The 20,758-nt window shown below is 45.3% G+C and carries 22 protein-coding genes, 6 tRNA genes and 1 pseudogene; 13 read left to right on the forward strand and 16 right to left on the reverse strand.

What is annotated here, in order from left to right; genetic code table 11:
- Positions 1–5: 5 nt before the first annotated feature.
- From IPM44_03795 to IPM44_03825, 7 genes are all read right to left on the reverse strand, one after another.
- Entirely contained in the window at positions 6–353 is a 348-nt protein-coding gene (locus IPM44_03795; GenBank protein ID QQS26815.1) for a hypothetical protein, read from the reverse strand.
- 9 nt (positions 354–362) lie between these two features.
- Positions 363–1,532 carry a phosphoglycerate kinase gene (locus IPM44_03800; protein ID QQS26816.1) on the reverse strand — a complete coding sequence of 390 codons (1,170 nt, stop codon included), beginning with the start codon at positions 1,530–1,532 and terminating at the stop codon, positions 363–365.
- Between the two features lie 10 nt (positions 1,533–1,542).
- Complete coding sequence (locus IPM44_03805; GenBank protein QQS26817.1) at positions 1,543–1,779, reverse strand: hypothetical protein; 237 nt, start codon at positions 1,777–1,779, stop codon at positions 1,543–1,545.
- 47 nt (positions 1,780–1,826) lie between these two features.
- Positions 1,827–2,249, reverse strand: coding sequence for a response regulator (locus IPM44_03810; protein ID QQS26818.1), 423 nt, complete (start codon positions 2,247–2,249; stop codon positions 1,827–1,829).
- 148 nt (positions 2,250–2,397) lie between these two features.
- Positions 2,398–4,578: a hypothetical protein gene (locus tag IPM44_03815; protein QQS26819.1), complete on the reverse strand. Its 2,181-nt coding sequence runs from the start codon at positions 4,576–4,578 to the stop codon at positions 2,398–2,400.
- A 33-nt stretch (positions 4,579–4,611) separates the two neighbouring features.
- The gene (locus tag IPM44_03820; protein QQS26820.1) at positions 4,612–5,208 is read right to left on the reverse strand and encodes a hypothetical protein; all 597 of its coding nucleotides are present in this window, start codon (positions 5,206–5,208) and stop codon (positions 4,612–4,614) included.
- A 498-nt stretch (positions 5,209–5,706) separates the two neighbouring features.
- Positions 5,707–6,798, reverse strand: a complete 1,092-nt coding sequence (locus tag IPM44_03825; protein QQS26821.1) for a type III PLP-dependent enzyme — start codon at positions 6,796–6,798, stop codon at positions 5,707–5,709.
- 124 nt (positions 6,799–6,922) lie between these two features.
- Here IPM44_03825 and IPM44_03830 point away from each other — a divergent pair, with 124 nt between their 5' ends.
- On the forward strand, positions 6,923–7,582 hold the full coding sequence (locus tag IPM44_03830; GenBank protein QQS26822.1) for a methyltransferase domain-containing protein: 660 nt from the start codon (positions 6,923–6,925) through the stop codon (positions 7,580–7,582).
- An 85-nt stretch (positions 7,583–7,667) separates the two neighbouring features.
- On the opposite strand, the gene IPM44_03835 is transcribed toward IPM44_03830, so the two are convergent.
- From IPM44_03835 to IPM44_03845, 3 genes are all read right to left on the reverse strand, one after another.
- Positions 7,668–8,972: an insulinase family protein gene (locus IPM44_03835; GenBank protein ID QQS26823.1), complete on the reverse strand. Its 1,305-nt coding sequence runs from the start codon at positions 8,970–8,972 to the stop codon at positions 7,668–7,670.
- Between the two features lies 1 nt (position 8,973).
- Positions 8,974–10,665 carry an ABC-F family ATP-binding cassette domain-containing protein gene (locus tag IPM44_03840; GenBank protein QQS26824.1) on the reverse strand — a complete coding sequence of 564 codons (1,692 nt, stop codon included), beginning with the start codon at positions 10,663–10,665 and terminating at the stop codon, positions 8,974–8,976.
- Between the two features lie 110 nt (positions 10,666–10,775).
- Positions 10,776–11,252: a GreA/GreB family elongation factor gene (locus IPM44_03845; GenBank protein ID QQS26825.1), complete on the reverse strand. Its 477-nt coding sequence runs from the start codon at positions 11,250–11,252 to the stop codon at positions 10,776–10,778.
- A gap of 124 nt (positions 11,253–11,376) precedes the next feature.
- On the opposite strand from IPM44_03845, the gene IPM44_03850 reads away from it, so the two are divergent.
- On the forward strand, positions 11,377–11,931 hold the full coding sequence (locus tag IPM44_03850; protein ID QQS26826.1) for a hypothetical protein: 555 nt from the start codon (positions 11,377–11,379) through the stop codon (positions 11,929–11,931).
- Positions 11,932–11,997: 66 nt separating this feature from the next.
- Here the strand turns inward: IPM44_03850 and IPM44_03855 are convergent, their stop codons facing one another.
- Genes IPM44_03855 through hisS form a run of 3 tightly spaced genes read right to left on the reverse strand, consistent with a single transcriptional unit; the run spans position 11,998 to position 14,365 of the window.
- Positions 11,998–12,591 (reverse strand): hypothetical protein, encoded by a 594-nt coding sequence (locus IPM44_03855; GenBank protein QQS26827.1) that lies wholly within the window; start codon positions 12,589–12,591, stop codon positions 11,998–12,000.
- 18 nt (positions 12,592–12,609) lie between these two features.
- Positions 12,610–13,035, reverse strand: coding sequence for a hypothetical protein (locus tag IPM44_03860; protein ID QQS26828.1), 426 nt, complete (start codon positions 13,033–13,035; stop codon positions 12,610–12,612).
- Between the two features lie 25 nt (positions 13,036–13,060).
- The gene (gene hisS / locus IPM44_03865) at positions 13,061–14,365 is read right to left on the reverse strand and encodes a histidine--tRNA ligase (protein ID QQS26829.1); all 1,305 of its coding nucleotides are present in this window, start codon (positions 14,363–14,365) and stop codon (positions 13,061–13,063) included.
- A 553-nt stretch (positions 14,366–14,918) separates the two neighbouring features.
- On the opposite strand from hisS, the gene IPM44_03870 reads away from it, so the two are divergent.
- Positions 14,919–14,995, forward strand: a tRNA-Arg gene (locus tag IPM44_03870).
- 182 nt (positions 14,996–15,177) lie between these two features.
- Here the strand turns inward: IPM44_03870 and IPM44_03875 are convergent.
- Positions 15,178–15,501: pseudogene (locus IPM44_03875) on the reverse strand (signal peptidase I).
- Between the two features lie 237 nt (positions 15,502–15,738).
- Between IPM44_03875 and IPM44_03880 the strand changes: the two are divergent.
- The 4 genes from IPM44_03880 (at position 15,739) to IPM44_03895 (ending at position 16,640) form a co-directional block, all read left to right on the forward strand.
- A tRNA-Lys gene (locus tag IPM44_03880) sits at positions 15,739–15,815 on the forward strand.
- A 33-nt stretch (positions 15,816–15,848) separates the two neighbouring features.
- Complete coding sequence (locus tag IPM44_03885; GenBank protein QQS26830.1) at positions 15,849–16,205, forward strand: DUF1801 domain-containing protein; 357 nt, start codon at positions 15,849–15,851, stop codon at positions 16,203–16,205.
- 51 nt (positions 16,206–16,256) lie between these two features.
- Positions 16,257–16,333, forward strand: a tRNA-Pro gene (locus IPM44_03890).
- Positions 16,334–16,373: 40 nt separating this feature from the next.
- Complete coding sequence (locus IPM44_03895; protein QQS26831.1) at positions 16,374–16,640, forward strand: hypothetical protein; 267 nt, start codon at positions 16,374–16,376, stop codon at positions 16,638–16,640.
- Between the two features lie 37 nt (positions 16,641–16,677).
- On the opposite strand, the gene IPM44_03900 is transcribed toward IPM44_03895, so the two are convergent.
- Entirely contained in the window at positions 16,678–17,169 is a 492-nt protein-coding gene (locus IPM44_03900; GenBank protein QQS26832.1) for a hypothetical protein, read from the reverse strand.
- A gap of 131 nt (positions 17,170–17,300) precedes the next feature.
- On the opposite strand from IPM44_03900, the gene IPM44_03905 reads away from it, so the two are divergent.
- The gene (locus tag IPM44_03905) at positions 17,301–18,665 is read left to right on the forward strand and encodes a phospholipid carrier-dependent glycosyltransferase (protein ID QQS26833.1); all 1,365 of its coding nucleotides are present in this window, start codon (positions 17,301–17,303) and stop codon (positions 18,663–18,665) included.
- 33 nt (positions 18,666–18,698) lie between these two features.
- Complete coding sequence (locus IPM44_03910) at positions 18,699–19,094, forward strand: hypothetical protein (protein ID QQS26834.1); 396 nt, start codon at positions 18,699–18,701, stop codon at positions 19,092–19,094.
- A gap of 3 nt (positions 19,095–19,097) precedes the next feature.
- On the opposite strand, the gene IPM44_03915 is transcribed toward IPM44_03910, so the two are convergent.
- Positions 19,098–19,463 carry a hypothetical protein gene (locus IPM44_03915; GenBank protein ID QQS26835.1) on the reverse strand — a complete coding sequence of 122 codons (366 nt, stop codon included), beginning with the start codon at positions 19,461–19,463 and terminating at the stop codon, positions 19,098–19,100.
- A 109-nt stretch (positions 19,464–19,572) separates the two neighbouring features.
- Here IPM44_03915 and IPM44_03920 point away from each other — a divergent pair.
- The 4 genes from IPM44_03920 (at position 19,573) to IPM44_03935 (ending at position 20,737) form a co-directional block, all read left to right on the forward strand.
- A tRNA-Gly gene (locus tag IPM44_03920) sits at positions 19,573–19,647 on the forward strand.
- Between the two features lie 276 nt (positions 19,648–19,923).
- Positions 19,924–20,000 (forward strand) — tRNA-Arg (locus IPM44_03925).
- Between the two features lie 2 nt (positions 20,001–20,002).
- Positions 20,003–20,079: transfer RNA gene (locus IPM44_03930), tRNA-His, on the forward strand.
- 103 nt (positions 20,080–20,182) lie between these two features.
- Complete coding sequence (locus IPM44_03935; protein QQS26836.1) at positions 20,183–20,737, forward strand: hypothetical protein; 555 nt, start codon at positions 20,183–20,185, stop codon at positions 20,735–20,737.
- Positions 20,738–20,758: the final 21 nt, after the last annotated feature.

A 20,758-nucleotide genomic window follows, 5' to 3' on the forward strand; every position in this document is an offset into this window, starting at 1 on the left:
AAAGACTATCTGTTTACGCTCGAAGAAGATGGCCCCATACAAACTCGGTGCCATACATCGCTATCGGGCTCCATGTTTGCACTATGCATCTGATAAAACTGAGCTGCCTTACTATTTGGATTACAGTACCGCTTTAAACCATTGTTAATTAAAACATTATCGCTAGCTGGTGTATAAATCCAATAGATTAGAAAGATAAAAATAATCATCCAAATAACATTTAAACTAAAACTTAAGAAGAACAACAGCCTATAGGTTCGATCCTGACGCGATAGATGAGCTTCAATTTTATCGCGTCCCACAAATTTATGTAGTTTGGATGTTTTGGGTTTCGATTGAGCTTTCTTTGCCATGATCTTCTCCTACTTTGTTAATGCCATCACTGCAGGCAACTTCTTGCCAGCTAATAGCTCCAGGGCTGCACCACCGCCAGTTGAGATAAATCCAAACTCCTTATGCATACCCAAAGAGTCAATAAATCCAACCGTATCACCACCTCCAATAACCGACAAAGCCCTAGAGCTAGCAATTGTTTTTGCAACTACTGTTGAGGCCGTGCGGAAAGCTTCTTCCTCGGTGTAACCAAGCGTACCATTCCAAAATATTGTTCGAGCATCCTGCAAGGCAACATGTATATTGGTGGTACTAGCCGGACCGATATCAAGCGCCATATCACCATCATCTAACTGCCCAACAGTAACCGTTCGTGTACGCTTCGATGTCGGACTAGATGCCACCACTACATCAACTGGCAAAATAATTTCAATATTCTTATGTTTTGCAGTAGCTAGTATCTCACGGGCAACCGTGAAGCCTTTTTTATCCAGTACACTAGCTTGCATATTATGGCCTTGTGCCGCCAAAAAAGTATTGGCCATCACTCCAGAAATAATAATTGTGTCAGCTTTTTTCATGAGATTTTTCATAAACTCAATCTTGTCAGATATTTTTGCCCCACCAATGATGGCTACAAACGGTTTTTTGGGTGCGGTCATCAAGCTAGATAATGTCACCACTTCGGTCTGCAATAATTTACCAGAAGCATGAGGTAAGAGTTTAGGTACCCCCACCAAAGACGCATGCGCCCGATGAGCTACCGCAAAAGCATCATCTACATATACTTCTGCCAAATCTGCGAGCTGACGCGCAAACTTAGGATCGCCAGCCTCTTCTTCAGCGTGATAACGTAAATTCTCCAATAAAGCTACCTGACCGAAACGCATCTGCAAAACTTTTTCTCGCACCGAATCTCCCACGCAGTCGTGCAAAAATAACACCTCACGCCGTAACAACTTTGAAAGCAATACTGCAACTGGCTCCAGAGAATATTGTGGATCGGACTTACCGTCTGGGCGACCAAGGTGACTCGCTAAAATTATTTTGGCCCGCTGACTGATTAAGTATTGAATAGTTGGCAGAGCTGCCTCAATCCGCAACTCATCTATTACTACACCTTTGTGGAGTGGTACGTTAAAGTCTACTCGTACCAATACGCGCTTATCTCGCACAATCAAATCTTCTAATCTATTCATCACTATCATATTAATTTTCCTCTTGAAGCTGGAAGAGTTGTGCCGGATCAGCATAGCGCCCGTCCCACCGCCCCAGGTTGTTATAAGTAATCATTGCAGCTACCAGTAAGGCAAATATCAATACTCCAATCCGATAATTCTTACTCTTATCTTTACGAATAAGATGGATAATTTTAACAAACCCCGCCCCCAGCAAATAGAAAATGATAAAAATCACCAAAAACATGCCAAGATCAATCAACTGCATACTTCTAGTCTATCGCCTACACGGGGCTTTGTGCAACTTACTTATGCTTAAGCCGAAGCTTCACCTAGTTTACGTCGGATTAATTCCAGGACACCACGAGGAGTTTGATCGGCTTTTATAAGATAATCCGCCCCCATCGACTTAGCTTTTTCAATATCATTTGGATTGTTGGAGTTGGTAAGAAAAACAATTTTAGTACGTGAAAAATCGTAGCCATCATTTTTTAGTTGATTAACCGCTTCAATACCAGTCATCTCGGGCATATTAATATCAACCAAGGCTAGGCGTGGTTGATGCTGCTTAATTAGCGTCACTGCCTCGCGACCATTTACACCCATGGCGATATGGTAACCAGCTTTAGCTAGCTTGACTTGATACATGCGTGAAATAAACGGATCATCTTCAACAACAACGACATCGGCCTTTTCATTGACACTCGGAACATCAGATTTATGCACTTTATCTTCCATGATTAAAAATTATACCGCTTATCCTATCTGATGGCTAGCAACCAACCCCGACCTATATCCTACTAGTAATAAACTTATTAGTATAAAAACCCTGAAAATCCTTGTATCCCTCTTTTCTAATACTAAAAACCCCCTGTTTAATACCAGATTACTCCGTAGCCGCCTCATCACCCACAGCACCAGTCAAATCCTCGCCCGCGGCCTTGACTGGTAACTTAAAGCCAAAGGTCGACCCCTTACCCTCTTCGCTCTCAAAAATAACTTCACCACCCTGATCTTTCGTAACTCTACCAACTAAGAATAAGCCAAGCCCCGTGCCATCAGGGCGAGTCTTTTGAGCATTCGGTGCACGATAAAACTTTTGAAAGAGCTTGGCTTGTTCAGCCTTTGGCACACCAATACCGTTGTCTACTACCCTAAAGCTTACCCAGCCAGCATTAGCTTCGAGATAAACATCCACCTTACCACCATCTCGAGCAGTCGATGAATAATAAATTGCATTGTCCATCAAGTTCATCAAGCACTGCCTGGTCTTACCTTCGTCAATCTGCAAAATTGGCACTGGCTCTTTTGGTACATGAAAATTAATCACCACGTGCTTCATTTCTGCCGCAGTTGCTAGCATACTAATTTCTTCCGGTAAAACTTTATTGAGATCTACATCCGTGCGCTCAATCTTAAATTTACCAGATTGAATACGCGATACATTCAAAAGGTCATCCACTAAGCGCGTCATCCGTGTAGCGGCATCAAAAGACTGCTTGAGTGTTTCCTTCTGCTCTTTTGAAACTCGCCCAAAGTCCCCATCCATCACCATCGAAGTATAGCCCCGCACAGCCGTTAATGGCGTACGTAATTGATGTGAAGCCATCGAGATAAACTCATCTTTGGCTTTATCCAGCTCTTTCAATTCTGCGTTGGCATGTCGCAACTCGGCCGTCGCCTGACGAACTTTTTCACGCAATGTTTCGTTAAAGCCCTGAATCTCCTGATATGAACGCGCGTTATTAATTGCAATCGCCAATTCATCAGAAATAATCTGCAAGGTCTGTACATCTTGCGAAGAGAATATATCTCCCGACTGCTTCTCCCCCAGCAAAAGGTACCCCACAAACGCCTCTCTAGTACGCAATGGAAAAACAGCCCGAACGTTGTGGCGATCAAGAATATCTCGTTTTTGGGCATCTACTACCTCATCTACCAGCGTCACACCCTTATTAAACCGTGTAAGTTCCGGTGCATGATAGAGCTGCTGGATTTTATTAGCATGGGTTTGATAAAAAATACCATCTTCACCCATCACCACAATATTACTATTGGCTAGATGTATCTGCGCATCAAGTATTTTTAGCACCTTGGCGGAAAGTTTTTCTAATAAAATTTCTGATGCTAATACTCGACCAATGTCTGAAACAAGTTTCTGTGGGTCGTAGCGATCTCGATAAAATACCCTGTCTGTTATCTTCTCGAAAAAGCGCCGAATAGTTGGAAAAGTAAAAGCCAAAACGACGGCCAAAACGACATTAAAGATCTGACGTGAAAGCTGGGTGGTAAGTACATTTTTTAGCAATACTCCTTGCGCCAAACCAAAGGCCAGAAAAGCGTAGATGAGAGAAAAGGCACCAATCGAGAATACGTAGGCTAGCGAGCGAGCGACGACGGCTCGGATATTGAGTAGCCGGTGACGCACAATAGCAAATGAGCTAAAGGCAACAAAAATAAGCACAAAACTGGGTCCGGTATCCAAAAAACTATTAATCCCAAACAAAATTGCCACTGCATTAGTAAAGATAACTGGCACAAATGCAAGAATAATACCGGTAAAGACATATAAGATCTGTTGACGAAGCATACCTCTGGCTTTACGGTAGCTTGTGCCAAGTACGATTAGACCACCACCTACACATAGCAACAGATATGCCAACAGCGGGATGTAGAGTGGGCCTACGACTAGATTATTCTGGCCGGCTGTTATGGATGTGGCGTTCAAATTAGTTGGCGCCAAAAACGTAAAACTAAGCGACGCAACCGCCAAGGCAACAATTAGCCACGGTCGCTTTTTCGGACTAGGTTGAAAACTCAAGCTTAATAAGAGAAAAAATGAGGCACTCAGAACAGCGGGTATAACTGCCAGACGCGACCACAACAATGCAGACGTATCTCGTGTCGCAATCGAGGCTAAAAAATTCGTCAAAAGCCACAGACTTGCCGAAAAGTTGAAGCAAGCTAGCAGTCGGTTTTGGTAACCCTTTGAATTCGCTAGTATGACGATAAGCCCCAGCACGCCAATAGCGACAATGCTAAAGATATACAACACATTGGAAAACATAAACTCATTATATAGTAAAAGAATGGGGAGGTCTCATAAGACCTCCCCATATACTGGAGCCGAGATCATGCCCTCAGTGGCCCACGCGTAAAACGCGGGATCACAGTCATGCATATTCTTCTCAAACTCCAGCAGATCCATGATGTAGGGCGGGATTGCCCAATCATGAAAGCCGATATCGCCACATTGCTCGAAGGTAGTATGAATGGCGGTATTGAGAAACTCAGTCCTCTCTGCCTCCATCACGATACCCCAGTGGGTTACCCCCAAACCTCGAGAAGTCTGGAAGGCTGCCCGGTACAACTCGAGTGCGATATTGGCAGATCGGCTCGCCTCAACTACAACCACCGTACCAAGCTCCTCAAGTTGCCCCGTGTGAAAAAGTGCCATCGGGACTTCCGGATGCCAGAGCTGGCAGTCGGTAATGAATGGCGGCAAATGCCGACCGGCGCCGATCATGCGCAACGCCCCGATGCAGATGTCACCGTCAAACGCGCCGAAAACGCGGCTCTGGTCGTCGAACTGGCGGTAGTCGTAGGGGTAGTTCTCCTCGCGGAAGATCTTCTCCTCAACAGCCAGTGCGGCCTCACGCTCAGCACCCTCGACCAATCGCACCTGAATGTCGGTCATCTTGATTCCTTTCCGCTCAACGTGAGCGAGTCGATTTGCGCACAAAGCGCATTCGGATAGCTGACAACTTCTCTCGCATTCGGTCCACCTTCGCGGCAAGCCGCAACAGTAGACCATGGCCCAACTGATATTTGAACACCAGCGTGAGCGCAACCATGAAGGCGATGCTGGACGGGATGAGCCACTGGGGAAAGTTACGCCCCCACACCAGCACGTAAATGTACGGTGCGAAGGTTACAACGCGGTTGTACCAGATGGCTCGCCGAAAAGCGACCTTGTCGCTGCACCGATAAGAGCGCACGAGCAAGTACCACGAATACCATACCTGAGGCCAAGTAATGAGGTATAAAGCAATGAAAATGGCGGGGTTAACCGCATAGTAGTCGGCCCTATCTAGGAGGCCATTCCAGAAATCGTGAAGCATGGCTACTCCTTATTTGAGGTACTTTTCACGAATAGGTATATGATTATATCATATTTATTCATTTTTTACAATATTTATTTGTCAAAAATTGCCCTTGGAGGCTTGAAGCCATTAAAGCCATTTGCAAGCGCATTCGTGTATGCTCCAACATCATAAAAACGCAATTTATCGCCTAATTTTAGGTCATGAGGTAGCCGCACAGAAGTTGTAATTGTATCAATACTGTCACAGGTTGGTCCCGCTAAAACATAGCTTGCCTGCTTTGTTGACTTATTCTCAAGTGCCTCAACCCGATACTGAATGTTGCCCTGGAAGTTCATTGCTTCAAAAAGTGCATTATATGTTCCAGCGTCTAGGTAAAGCCAGGTCCCTCCACGCCGCACTGTCCGATGAATAATACTAGTAGTTAACGTTGCCACATTTGCCACCATGAATCTTCCCGGCTCAGCGAAAACAACTGGAATTTTGAGTGAGCGAACATATGGCCTGATCACTTTTGCTATGTCTAAGAGGCTGGGTGCCTTCATATTGCGATACCCGTAAGGAAATCCACCCCCTAGATCCAGGGCTTCTATTTCTATTCCCTGTGCACGTAGTACACCCTGTATTCTCTTCACTTTCTCAAGTGCATATTTCCACGTATTGAGCTTGAGCGACTGCGAGCCAACATGAAAACTCAGTCCATAAAAGCGCAAACCTGCCTCTTGGGCTTTCTTCACTAAAGCCAGAGCTTGTCGCTCTTCTGCTCCAAACTTATCTTGCAATGAAAATACGCTCCCACGTTCGTAAACACGAAGACGCAAAAGCACCGAAGCTCCAGGTGCACCTTTTGAAATCTTCGAGATTTCTTCTGCAGAATCATAGGCAAAGACCGTTATACCTTTCCTATGAGCGAATTCAATGTCTCCTGGTATTTTAACCGGATTACTAAAAATTATTTCCCTTGGATCAACATCATTCGCAATTAATAGCGCTATCTCACTTTTAGACGCAACTTCAAAGCCCGACCCTAATCCCTGTAAAGTTTTCACTACTTCCGGCATTGGATTGCTTTTAAGCGCGTATCTCAAAGCAATACCAGGTAAGGCCTTCTCAAAAACACTATAATTCTTATGGATTTTTTCTAAGTCATACGAATAATATGGAGTTTTTTCTGCAAGATTCATCTCTTCATACTCTACAATTTTCCCGATAAAAATACTAGAATATAACTAATGTGTAGTGCTAGGCACAATAGTATTGACTATACTTAGCATAACTGTTATAATATACACATAATTCAATCTTTCTATGGATACAACACAATCACGAAAAAACATTGGCTTCCCCGCAAAGCGTAGCGACTGGAACAAAACTCCAGCCGTTTTTGATGACCACACGCTTAAAATTTCCGGACACCCCGTTATGGAAGACTGGGAAGACGGCTATATGAAGCGCCTTGCCCAAATTGCAACTATGCAGGGTGGTCGAGTGCTGGAGCTTGGTTTCGGTATGGGTATCTCAGCGGGCTACATACAAAGCTCAGAAAACCTCAAAGAGCATATAGCTATAGAATGCCACCCGGATGTGATCAAGAATGCCGTTTCTATGTATCCTGATCAAATAGCAAGTGGCAAAATGCATCTTATGTCTGGTTTTTGGGAAGATATTACTCCACTACTTAAGGATAGTAGCTTTGACGGTATTCTTTTTGATACGTACCCACTAACAGAAAAAGAGATTCATGGTAATCACTTCTGGTTCTTCGAAGAGGCATATCGACTCCTGAAAAAAGGCGGGGTACTCACCTACTATTCTGATGAGGCAACTAAATTCTCAGAAAAACATCTATTGCGCCTTAAAGCTGCCGGATTTCATGATATTACTTATGAAGTAGTTGACGTCGATCCTCCAGCTGATTGTGAATATTGGCAAGATAAAACAATCATTGCTCCAATTGTAGCGAAATAGTAGAACTCATTAATACTTTGACCCCGTGCAAGCAAGCTCTGCTCGCCTGATCAAATTCGCTAATGCCTGAGGGGAGCCATGTTACTCAAACACCCTCTAATTCCGCTAACAAACTTTCTTCAGTCATATCTTCAGCTTGGGTGACGACCGAAAGTAGCCAATGTGCTTCTTTAGCTGATAAATACTTTTTGGCCACTACGCGCATATCTTCTATCGTAACTGAATCTAGCTCGGCATAATATTCAGCTGGCGATTGTAATTTCCGCCTATGACATAATTCGTCAAAATACCAGTTGAGAAAATCACTCGAGCGCTGCAGGCCTCCCTCTTGAGAGTTCATTATTTGACCTTTAGCCCGCGCAAACGCAACTTCATCAATCTCGCCATCCGCAATCGATTGTACATACGTAAAACATTTCTGCAAAAGATGCTCTAGATTTTTATGTGGAACTTGGTCAGAAAAGCCAAACCCACTATGCTCCGATTGATTCATCACAAACGCTCGAATGCCGTAGGTTAAGCCAGCTTCGCGCAGTTCACGTTGCATAACAGAACCCAAGCCACCTGCCAGATATGTTCGCAAAACTCGTCTTGTGGCCAGTGTTTGATCATCTAAATAAGGTACGTAGAAGCGCAGATCAAACGTTGATACATCTTGTGCGGTTGCTCGCGAAACAATAATATTCTTTTTCGAAATACGATTTAGCTGAGGTTTATAAAAACTATGCTTTCCTTGAGGTGCATATTTTAGGCCCAATCTAAACTGCTGCTTCAGCTTCTTGATAGCAGAGTTAGAAATATCACCACAGACCACAAAATGCAAATTTTGGAGAATATAATACTGATGATAAAAATCTAAAATATCTTGGCGTGAGATCTTTGGTAGTTTTACAATACGATCATTAATTGTTGATGTAATATCACCCCACAATGCTTGAGAGATATTTTCCCACACCAGATAACCGTCTTCTTCACGATTACGATGTAGCTCATTATGAATTACCTGCTTTTGCTGGGTAATAGATTTTTCTGCAAACAGTGGAGTGTAGAGCTGAGCAATGACGTGTTTCTGAATCAGCCCTAGCGAAGCCTGTGGGCCACTGAATTCGTACCAGTTAAACCCTGGACTGGTGGCAGCATTGTGATAAATGCCGGCAGTTTCAAGCTCAATCGACATTGTCTTGCCACTAGGATATGTAGAGTTACCTTCAAAAGCTAGATGCTCTAAAAGATGTGGTAGTTCGTATTGGTGTTTTGGTGCTAGATTAAAGCCGCTATTTACAATGGTCATAAAATGCACCATTGCCTTACCGGGTGTTTGAATAATGGTTAGTGGCACACCAGGAAATATTTCATCCTGCACAATTGCGTGGTCGAGATACGCCGCCATACTACTCCTTGTCTTTTTCGCGGGCAAGATGATGGACTTTTACGTATCCCGCTGTCTCTTTTTCGCTCAGTACCCTACCTTCTTGAATTACTGCAAATCTAGATATCTTGGCGTCATCTAAAAATTCTCGATCATGACTGACCACAATGAGAGAACCAGGATAGGTAGCCAGCGCTTTACCGAGCGCTTCGGCGGCCCGTACATCGAGGTGGTTGGTTGGCTCGTCCATAATAAGCAAGTTTGTAGCTCGCAGGGCGTGTACGGCTAAAAATGCCTTACCCCGCTGACCAGGACTCACTCGATTAGCCGGTAACATTTGCGATTCGCGTGCAATACCAAAGCGAGCTAATTCGGTGGCAGCTTTCGTGCCATCGGCACCAGACATCCGGGCCACATTATCCACCAATGGCTCATCCGGGCGATCAAACTCTGGCTGTTGCTCCACTAGCCCAATACATGTAGCTTCAGCAACCTCACGCTTACCTTTTGCTGGCATCAATAAGCCTGCGAGTAGCTTTACAAAAGTAGATTTCCCTTCGCCGTTTGGGCCAATCACCGCCACTCGATCACCACCGCGAACTGTATAATTATACGGACCGAGCTCCTTGTCTTCGTACTTGGCAGTGGCTTTTTCGAGCTTCACCATATCGCCACCCGGCTTTGTATCGGTCGTAGGGAAGAGTAGCTTCAAATCTATCTCCTCATCTGGTCTTTCAATATCCTCCAGCCGACCCAGGCGAGTCTCCAGGGCCTTAGAAGCTTTAGCTAGTGTCTTGCTGGCATTCTCATTTTTCTTATCAGTAGCCATTTTATCGTTATCTTTGGCACCCTTTTCCGCCCGATCAGTCCGCACACTCTGAGCCATCTTACGTTGCATCGCACCTTCAAGCTTAGCCCGCTCGTTAACAGCTTCACGATGGGCTTTGGCCTGGCTGGCCCGCTCCCGCTCCTGAGCCACACGCCAATCGGTATAGCCACCGCCAAAAAACTCCATCCCACCAGCATCTGGCTTAAGATCAACAATTTTATTCATGGTTTCTTTTAAGAATCGACGGTCGTGCGAGATAATTAGAAAGCCAGCCTTAGAGCCAGCTATAAAGCGCTCGAGTATTTCAATCCCAGCAATGTCCAAATTATTGGTCGGCTCATCCAGGAGGAAGATATCATATTTGGCCACCAAAATAGAGGCCAGAGCCAGCTTGGTTTGCTGACCACCGGAAAGATCGCCAACTTTCTTATCTAGAAAACTAGTTGTCAGGCCAACTTCTTGGAGGGCCCGTGGCAAACGCTCGTCTAACGTATAAGCGCCGATAGAATCAACTTTTTCTAGGGCCGTATTATAGGCATCTTCGTCTTCTAGCATATTAGCACTGGCCGTCTCCAGCTCGGCATAGGCTACTCGAATACCAGTCAGCTCTTCAATGCACTCACGACAAGTGAGATTATGCCAAGGCGTAAGCTCTTGGGGCATAAAGCCGGCGATATCACGCGTACGGTCAATCTGCCCATCGGTTGGCACGAGCTTGCCCTCAATGAGTTTCAAAAGTGTAGATTTTCCAGCACCGTTTGAGCCCACCAAACCAATGCGATCGCCAGGCCCTATCGTAAACGAGATTCCACTGAGTACCGGGGTATGATTATATTCAAATCGTAAATTATTAATCTTTATCATTGATGTTTTCCGAACTTTCATTTTACTACAGATACAGAATAAATGCGCATAAGATTAACGGTTATCTGGGCGGCCGGAAAGATAAAAAAGTTATCTCTAGTACAAAATCTTGAATATGCAGCTAAGGTGAGCTATTGAGTTGGCGCAATCGCAATTACCTTAATGTGAACCTCACCGCTAGGTAGTGAAAAAGATCGCTCTTCACCTACTCTAGCGCCCAATAGTGCTATTCCCAGCGGAGCCTTCACACTGGCCCAATTTTCGTCCATCAGCCAGGCCGCATCACCCGCCAAGCAAACCGAGTGTTCTTGTCCGGCATCTTCATTAAAATACGTCACACATGTACCTATCTCAACTTTTTTTGGATTTTCTGACGGCTCAATAATTTTGGCTTGCTTATACAGGGCCTCTAATCTCGTTAGGCTCAGTGTGGCGATGTTCTTTCTATCTTTTGCAGCATCAAAGGCGGCATTATCATGCCAAGTTTCAGCACCGTTATTAGTAGCTTCAGCCAGCTCCTGCGTAGCTTGCTCATCTTCACTCCGCAGTACTGCGATGCGTCGCTCAATAGCTTCATATTCTGCTCGACTAATTTTCGGCTGTGTCATTTATAAATTATAGCAAAAAAGCGTATATAAGGCGAACCTATCAAAGCCATATATTGCCCTAAAGCTAGATATATGATATTATTGGTTGGTTTTTATTATCTTTGATCAATCACTTTTTATTATCATGAAAAAACGCTTACAAATTGGTGTTATGGGTTCGGCCGCAGATCTTGAAAAAAATCAAGATTTATTTTCACTTGCCGAAAAAGTGGGTCAACTAATCGCAAAACAAAATGCCATACTAGTTTTTGGAGCCGAAAAAGACTATGACTCCCTATCTACGGCGGCATGTCGTGGGGCAAAAAAAGCGAATGGATTGACGGTTGGTGTAACATACGGTAAAGATCTCGCCACCTATGAAGATGCTGATGTAATAATTGCTACAGGATTAGAGCGTGGAGGTGGAAGAGAATTCTCACTCGCCCTAAGCTGTGATGCTATTATTGCTATATCAGGTGGGTCTGGCACTCTCAATGAGATGGTTGTAGCATATCAAGCCAACATACCCCTTATTGCTCTTACGGGGACTGGTGGCTGGGCCGATAAAATGGCTGGGCAATACTTCGATGGTCGTAAGCATGTGAAAATAGAGGCGGCAAAAAATCCAGAAGAAGCTGTAAATCTTGCGATAAGCCTTGCAACAAAATCAAGTAATCGTACAGAACACGAACATTTATAATACTTCTATAATAGTTAAATTAAAAATAACCCCGAGCTTTCACTCGGGGTTTTGTGTAGTAAGCCGCTACGTAGCCTGATACAGATCGAACGCGACTGCATGCGAGAGTTCATTCAAGAACTCTCCTACAGCTTCCCGTCGCGTGAAGCCTGGGGTACCGTGATCGAGGCGGAATGGAATGGTCACCGGCTGTGGTGCCGCCAAAACCTCCTCGATCCTCACCTTGTGGTCGTTCATCAAATCGAGCTTGGTATAGATCTGCTGACTCAAGGACAGACAGACCTTCGCCAAATCCCGCTTGGTAGCAGTGGGAATACTCGCCCAATCCTCCACCGGGGAGAAAGGATGCAAGTACGGAATGGAATACGCGGCCCGCGTGGGCGAGTAGTAGGGCACCGGATCCCCAAATGGCAACACGCCGAGAATGCGGCCGCAATTTGGAACCATCGGGAGGAAATCGTGATCAGGGACCCAGTCCACCAAATCGCCGAACTCTTCGAGCCAGGTGACCTCAACCCCCATCCCCATCAAAGTATCGATGCGCTCCTGTGACCCCGGAAAACGAAAGCCGACCACCACCTGGCTAACCTCGATGCCAGCCTGCCGACACCTGTCAACAATGAACTGCACAGTGCCCCCAGAGAAGATACCATCTTCCACGATAACTACAGGACGATCCTAGGCGTGCAACTTGATCACGCGCAACTGTTCGTCGATACTGTCTGCACCAGGCCGCGGGCCGATTCCGAGACTCTTACCCGACTGATCAACCATACGATTGATGTCGAGTGTAACCCCCTTCATCGGTTCAGCGAACTCACGGCAAGTACTGACAATCAAACCACCTTCCGTCTTGCGGGCACGGTAGGCATGCGACAACACTTCACCTGCGAGATCCGACATACTGACGGTTCGGACAGGAATATCATTACCGAGCGCCTCCTGCAACGCATCCACTGCGTCGCACTGGATGCGTCGGAAGAATGGGTCGTCAGCAGGTGGCGTCTTGATTCCAACATTCTGGAACGATGCCACCTTCTCGCCAATGTCCAGAGTCACCAGAAATTCCCGGCGACCACCAGCGTGAGCAGGATCTCCACTCATCTTGGTTTCCTTTCAGTTGTAGGTACTAGGAGAGCTTCTTGATAAGGGCGTCGATGGTAAGCAAATCCTGCTCGCCAGACACCATATCCTTAACCGTGTACACATCCTCGGCTACTTCTTTTTCACCAACGATGACCGCACACGGCACACCGAGTCGATCGGCATAGCGTAATTGCTTAGCCAGCTTCACGACCTCGAGGTAGATCTGGGTTGAAATACCGGCCTCGCGCAATTGACTTGCCAGCTTGATAGCACCCGATCGCCCTGTCTCATCTATGGGGCACAGCAGTACACGAGAAGGCGTAGATGATCCAGACTCCACCACACCAGCCTCACGCAGCTTGTAAAACAAGCGGGTAAGACCAATGGAGATACCAACACCTGGAAGACGCGTCTTAGTGTAGTAAGATGCCAGATCATCATATCGCCCACCTGAGCAGACGCTACCTACGCCTGGATAATCGTTCAGAACCGTCTCGTAAACGGTTCCAGTGTAGTAGTCGAGACCTCGAGCAATCGCAAGGTCGAGCCGGAAGTTCTCTTCCGGAATCCCGAAACCTCGCATCGCCTCCAGAATGGTGGTGAGCTCATCAACCCCCTCTTGGAAGAGGTCATTCTTGACATCCAGCGCACGTAAGCCAGCAATCACATCATCAGGACTGCCATCGATTGCAAGAAAGGTCATCAAGCGCTCGACGGCGCCTGAGGACATGCCAAGGGTAGCAAGCTGAGATCGCACCTCTTCAGATCCAATCTTTTCCAGCTTGTCGACCACTCGCATTACCTGAACCGATTGATCGCCGGCACCAAGCTCTGCGAACAGTCCGTTGAGCGTCTTACGGTTGTTTACACGAATCGTGAAATCCGTGAACCCCAGCGCACGCATGGTTGCATAGATGACACTCGGAACTTCAGCGTCATAGAGGACGCAGTCAGAACCGATGATGTCGATATCGCACTGGTAGAACTCACGAAATCGCCCCGCCTGAGCACGCTCAGCTCGCCACACCTTCCCAATCGCGTAACGACGGAACGGAAATGACAATTCACCTTCGTACTGCGCGACGTAACGTGCGGTGGGTACCGTCAGATCGTAACGCAGGGCCATATCGCGGCCACCACGCTCGAATCGGTAAACCTCCTGCTCAGTCTCACCTCCGCCCTTTGCAAAAAGAATCTCCGACAATTCGATAGCCGGGGTTTCAACGGGCGTAAAGCCAAATAGTTCATATACGCCACGAATCGTGTCGAGCATCCTATTGAAGATGATCTGATCTGATGGATTAAGCTCCATGAAACCGGATTGAATACGTGGTTTTACAATGGCCATATGTCTACTTTCCCTTGTAGTTTACAGGTTTCGAAGGTACTTTTCCAGGTCTTTCTCGATTGAACCTGAAAATTGTATAAACACTACATTATATTTATAAAAATGTCAATATTTTTTAAAACATCTACCCTTAATGTAAGTAGAATACCTAAAACTACCTACACCTCACTTCGATAAGGCTCTTGTTATAAACTACTCACTATCATTGCACCTACCGGTGAAATTGATTCAGTAATGTAAGTTGATCTTCAAACCAACAAGATAACAAAGCCCTTCCGAGGATCACCATTGTTTAGAGAAAATACATTAGTACACATCCGACTTGCTATTCCTGGAGAAGCACTAATCATCAAACTTACCAATGTATTATATTAATAATAGAATCCAACTAGGCATAAGTATTGCAAATTCCCCACACAAGACTATAATGGTTTTCAGCAGTAGCACTGCTAAAACTAGCAGCACCAAAAACCAAGTTGTGGCAGCAGCACACTTGGTTTTTTAGTTCCTCTCGATTTAGTCAGATTATTCAGGTATAATAACCATCTAGCAAGCGCCCTTAGCTCAGCTGGATAGAGCGTGTGGCTTCGGACCACAAGGTCGGGGGTTCGAATCCCTCAGGGCGCGCCATTTTATTGAGCGCAAGTTATCATCGAGAGCCATAAACAAGTCCTCAGATTGCAACATTCACCACTATAAAAGACGAGTATTGAAACTCGTCTTTTATAGTGACACGTAGCCCCTTAGGGCTAACTGGCTACTGGAGTTGCCGGAGGAGGTGCAGGTGGTGGCGTAGTAGAACTTGCATCTACCCCCTGATATTGAGCTTTACCAAAGCCAAGCATTGGATAGCCAACCCAACCAAATATGATCAACCCAAATATACCAAAGACCGTACTCTTACCAAATACCTTAGCTAGATCTAGCGCAATAATAATTGCAATTACAATATTCACAAACGGAATCAGAAATAATAGTAGCCACCATACCGGGCGACCAACAATCTTGAGCATAATATAATAATTATAGATTGGTATAATTGCAGCCCAGCCCGGTTGACCAGCCTTAGTAAATATTTTCCACAGTGAAGCTATGAGCACTAATGCAAGAGCTAGCCAAAAAAACATATAAAACATAGCAAATGCCGGATCAACAACTGGCCCAGGCGTGCTAGAAAAACTAACCGAGGGATCACTATACATAATAAAGACTCCTTTAAATATTTATGTTTTAAGCATAAACCCAGACTTCACACATTTCAATGTTCTATTCTGGAGCTAATCTTGAAAATTACCACTAGATATAGTAAAATATCCTAGTTTTCAGCCGATTATGCAGTTACAATAAGATATCTCCACAGGAATTTCCCGCGTGGGCCATTAGCTCAGTTGGTTAGAGCACCTGCCTCTTAAGCAGGGTGTCCTGGGTTCGAGTCCCAGATGGCCCTCCAAAGATAATATTTCAGGCACTTCAAAATAACTGTATGAAACATACGGCATCCATCGACACCTATTTTAATCAGCTTGACCCAAACCAGCGGGCAGAGCTAGAACGTATTCGCGATATAGTTTTAGCTGTTGCGCCCGAGGCTTTAGAAAAAATTAGCTACGGTATGCCAACTATGACCTACAAAGGCAAAGTACTGGTGCATTTTGCAGCCTTTAAAAACCATCTGAGCCTCTTCCCTACATCTGGACCTACCGAAGAGCTAGCCTCAAAACTTCAAGACTATAAAACCTCAAAGGGCACAATTCAATTTAGTGTAGAAAATCCCCTGCCGGAAAAATTAATTCGTGAGATTATTACTATTCGAATACGCGACATCAATCAAGCGCAGTAACTTAGAGATCATTGAAAAATAGTAATATATCTGATAGAATATGGCAGTTTTCGGGGTGTGGCGCAGTTGGCTAGCGCGCCTGGTTTGGGACCAGGAGGCCGGAGGTTCGAGTCCTCTCACCCCGACCAATTCGATTATTCGTAATTATTTAGGTATATAATACAAACTATGGATCAGAACATTTTTAATCAATCAATCGGGAATTTTATAGAACAAAACTTTCTATGGATTGCCTTGGTGTATGCTTGGTCACTTTTCTGGAAGGCAGTTGCACTTTGGAAAACCGCACGATCTAATGACAAGGTTTGGTTTATAGTTTTTCTAATTATTAATACTCTGGGAATTTTAGAAATTTTGTATATTTTTCACTTTTCAAAACACCCAGGCCTACCAAAACAACTAAGTCGTAAAAAAGAGCAAAAAAATACCACGTAGCTTTGTCACTACGTGGTTTAGTTGAAGTAAATTACTGTCAGGCCTCTGAGTCACCAGTCATTACGGCCGAAGGCATGGTATCGCTGGCGTATGGATTGTCGAACCACCGTGTTAGCCCTTCGTACCGCAGTTCTGCATCCAGGTCGGGAAGCTCGCCGGCGTCGAAGGCGTCGATGAACACCTGTAGCTGTTCTGGCAACTGCACGTCATAAACGGTTGCCGTATTGCCAAATACCGGTCGCATGTCCTCATCCACTGATTCGATGGAGCAAGCCCGAGGCGACACGCCCCAAGCTTCCCCAACCGCTGTTGCATCACCACGATCACTAACAAGGACACGATCGCAATACACAGCCACCGGCTGAGGTAGTGAGGCTCGGAATGCCCGAGAGATTACGCAGTCCAGTGGACTCTTACGAAAACCCACTGGCAGCTTTGCTGGTCGCTCGCCACCAAGTGCGCTGATGGCGTTACCAACCAGACCAAGGGCGGCTGCCCTCACATCTCGATACTGCAGGTCACCACTCATCACATTCCCTTTCTTATAGAAGGTGCAGGGTTGCCAACAGTGTACTCCGATATAAGACTCTCGGCAATACGTAGTTTGCATTTTTTCTAAGCTCTTGCGATAAACCCCATGCACCTGCGAGAATAGCTACAATGCAGAAAATACGCACAACTCCCGCCAATCTACTTGGCTGGGTGAGAAAACACCAGGTAGGTGTAGCTATTGCAGTCCTTCTCGTCGCCAGCTTTGTGTCGCGCTTTTATTTATTCGGCTATCCCAATCAGATAGTTTTTGATGAAGTTTATTTTGGTAAATTTGTCGGAGCTTACTTCTCTGGTCAATATTATTTTGATATTCACCCACCTTTCGCCAAGCTCCTCATCGCCGGCTTTGCTAAGCTCATGGGCTATAACCCAACCTCATCTTTCGCTTCAATCGGTACCACTTTCACCGATAATGGGTATCTATACTTACGCTTCCTACCTTCATTAGCTGGCGCCCTATTACCACTCGTATTGTTTTCCATTGCACGCGAGCTAGGTCTCAAGACCCGTTCGGCTTTTCTGGTTGGAATGCTGGTAGTTTTAGACACCGCCCTACTGGCTCAAAGTAGATTCATCCTCATCGACAGCTTACTTTTGACTTTTAGCTTCGCGTCACTCTGGCTATTTTTAGTATGGCGACGCCGAAAGAAATTATGGATACTACTGCTCGCCACCATACTAGTTAGCTTGGCAATTAGCGTAAAGTGGATTGCGCTACCGTTTATACTCATCCCCATCCTCTACGAGTTTTTACACCATGCAAGCTTTAAACGAATGCTAAAAATATTAGTTGCCTACCTTGGGGTTGCGATTACTCTCTATAGCCTCTTCTTTGTCATCCATGTGACTCTGCTTACAAAAACAGGTGATGGCGATGCTTTTATGTCACAAGCCTATCAACATACTCTAGTTGGTAATCAGTATGCAGATGACTCTAGCCAACCGCCCATCTCTCTAATAGGCAAGATATTAGAACTAAATCGTGAAATGTACGCTGCTAATGCTCGACTGACTGCCGACCATCCTTATGGTAGTAAATGGTATGGCTGGCCGGTTATGATTAAGCCAATTTCCTATTGGATTCAAGGCGATGCTCAAATCTGGCTGGTTGGTAATCCAATAGTTTGGTGGGGTGGAGCAATAGCTGTTATCTGGCTGGTAATCGACTTAGTCAGTAAAAAAATTACTACCAAAAAATTACCAACCGCACTTTTCCTATTGCTCTGTTTTTTTATGGCCTGGCTACCATTTGCACTTATTTCGCGCGTTATGTTCCTCTACCACTATTTTATTCCGCTTTGTTTTGCCATATTAATAATTGGCTTTGTGGCAGACCGAATCGAGTGGAAAGCGCAAATAACTATCATATTGCTAGCTATTGCTGGCTTTATTTTATTTATGCCGGCAGCTTATGGCTTGGCTTTCATTCAAGCTTTTACTAATATCCGTAACTTTATTCCGGGCTGGAATTAGACTTATGCTAACCGTTTGGGCTATACTCGGGGTATGAAAAAGACTCCAATTATCATCATCGTATCAATCATCGCCTTAACCGCTATTGGCTTTGGCCTCTATACCCTCACCGTCCAACCGACCACAACATCAACTCCACCTAGCGCCAGTGTGGTATCACCACAAACCTCGAGTAGCCCAGAGGCAAGTAATCCAGTCACGGCCGCAGAGCTAGCAAAAAATAATGGTCAAAATGGTAGCGCTTGCTGGATAGCTGTCAATGGTACCGTCTATGATGTAACTGGTAACGCGGCCTTTGGTGATGGTACTCATAAGCCATACAGTAGTCAGGTGCAGTGCGGACAAGACGAATCGGCCGCCATCGGCAAGTCGCCACACGGAGAAAGCGTTCTCTCTAAGCTTCCTGTTATCGGTCCATTAGCTAACTAAGTATCATTTCTTTGGTTTAGTTTTAGTTCTTTTGGTAGTCTTAGATTTTTGAGTACTAGTTTTAGCTACAATCTCCGCCTCTGAATATTTCTTATCGGCAAGCTTACGAGGTTGCTTAATAACGTAATAATAAACTACGGCAGTTATACCCCACAGCTGCACGAATAAGCTTAATATAAGCACAATTGTCCACACCATCCGCTCATCATCACTGCTCCAGTCGGTCCGCGTGAGTGCATCAATCAACATCATGGCCCACAAGACAAATAGAAAAATCATCAAGCCCATTAACAATAAGCCAAGCACTAATACCACCAGAATAACAAAAAACATCAACCCGGAATTTGTGACTTGCGCCAATCCAAACATAATAATTACTCCATTATATTTTCAGTATACTAATCATCCTTTTTTAAGCCAACCACTTGGAAAATAACAGATATAATGGTAAAATAATGCGGTCTTTGAAAAATATTTTGCGGGTATGGTATAACGACTATTATTCCTGCCTTCCAAGCAGGCGATGCGGGTTTGATTCCCGCTACCCGCTCCACTTTTTTTCAGGACAGATCTTCCCCTATGATAGGTGCCCTATCCATTCCTTTGTATGTGGGCTTTGTCCCGATAACTTAAGGTGGATGTCGAGCGCAAGCGAGCAATATAAATGTCTGCTCTATCCATTTCTTGGCTTAAGCGCATAGAATTGTGAATATATGTAAGTTTTGCCCCGATAGCTTAAGCTGGATGTCGAGCGCAAGCGAGCAATATAGGTGCCTGCTCTATCCATTTCTTGGCTAAGCGCATAGAATTGTGAATGTATGTAAGTTTTGCCCCGATAGCTCAGCTGGATAGAGCAGGAGACTTCTAAGCTCAAGGTCGTAGGTTCGAATCCTACTCGGGGCGCCATGGTGGGTGTAGCTCAGTTGGTTAGAGCGCCGGGTTGTGGTCCCGGAGGTCGTGGGTTCGAGACCCATCACTCACCCCATATACTTATTTAAAATAACCCTAAACTTGGGTTATTTTTATTGACAATTGATATATTTTATTATAAAATACTTTTAATTAGTACCTCCAACCAAAGGATTGGCATGACTAGCAAACCAAGCCCCACTCATATTGCAGGAGTTGAGATCATTGATCTCGTGACTGCTTATGAGCCCGACTCAATCGACCCAGAGCACAAAGATACGATACACAACCGAGCCTCAGTGGCACAAACCTACTACCTACTGAAGAATGGCTCCATCATAGCCCAGGAAGTTGTAGTCCCCTCTAGTGTCCGGATTGGTACGGGATGCGTCATTGACAGCAGTGTCGTACTGGCCGAAAACGTAACGCTGCATGACTTTGCACAGCTCAACTACGACGTTAGTATCGGAGCTGGTTCAGTAATTGGCAGTTGGGCAATGATTGCGATGGGCTGTAGGCTTGGAGATAACGTCCGGATTGGGCGGCGTAGCTATGTCGGTCCGGAAAACTATCTTCCTGATAATTTCCAGCTGGGGCCCGACTCGGCAATCGCCTGCGAGACCGCAGATGAAAATGCATTCTCTAAGATTGCCCAGTATATCGGCACCGATCGCCCTACCATCATCGTCCCCTCGCAGTGGAACAGTGGTGTCCAGCTCCTTGTCATGGAGTAGTGGCACTTGAAGCTCACAGGC

The organism is bacterium (assembly GCA_016700035.1).
Classification (GTDB): Bacteria; Patescibacteriota; Saccharimonadia; order CAILAD01.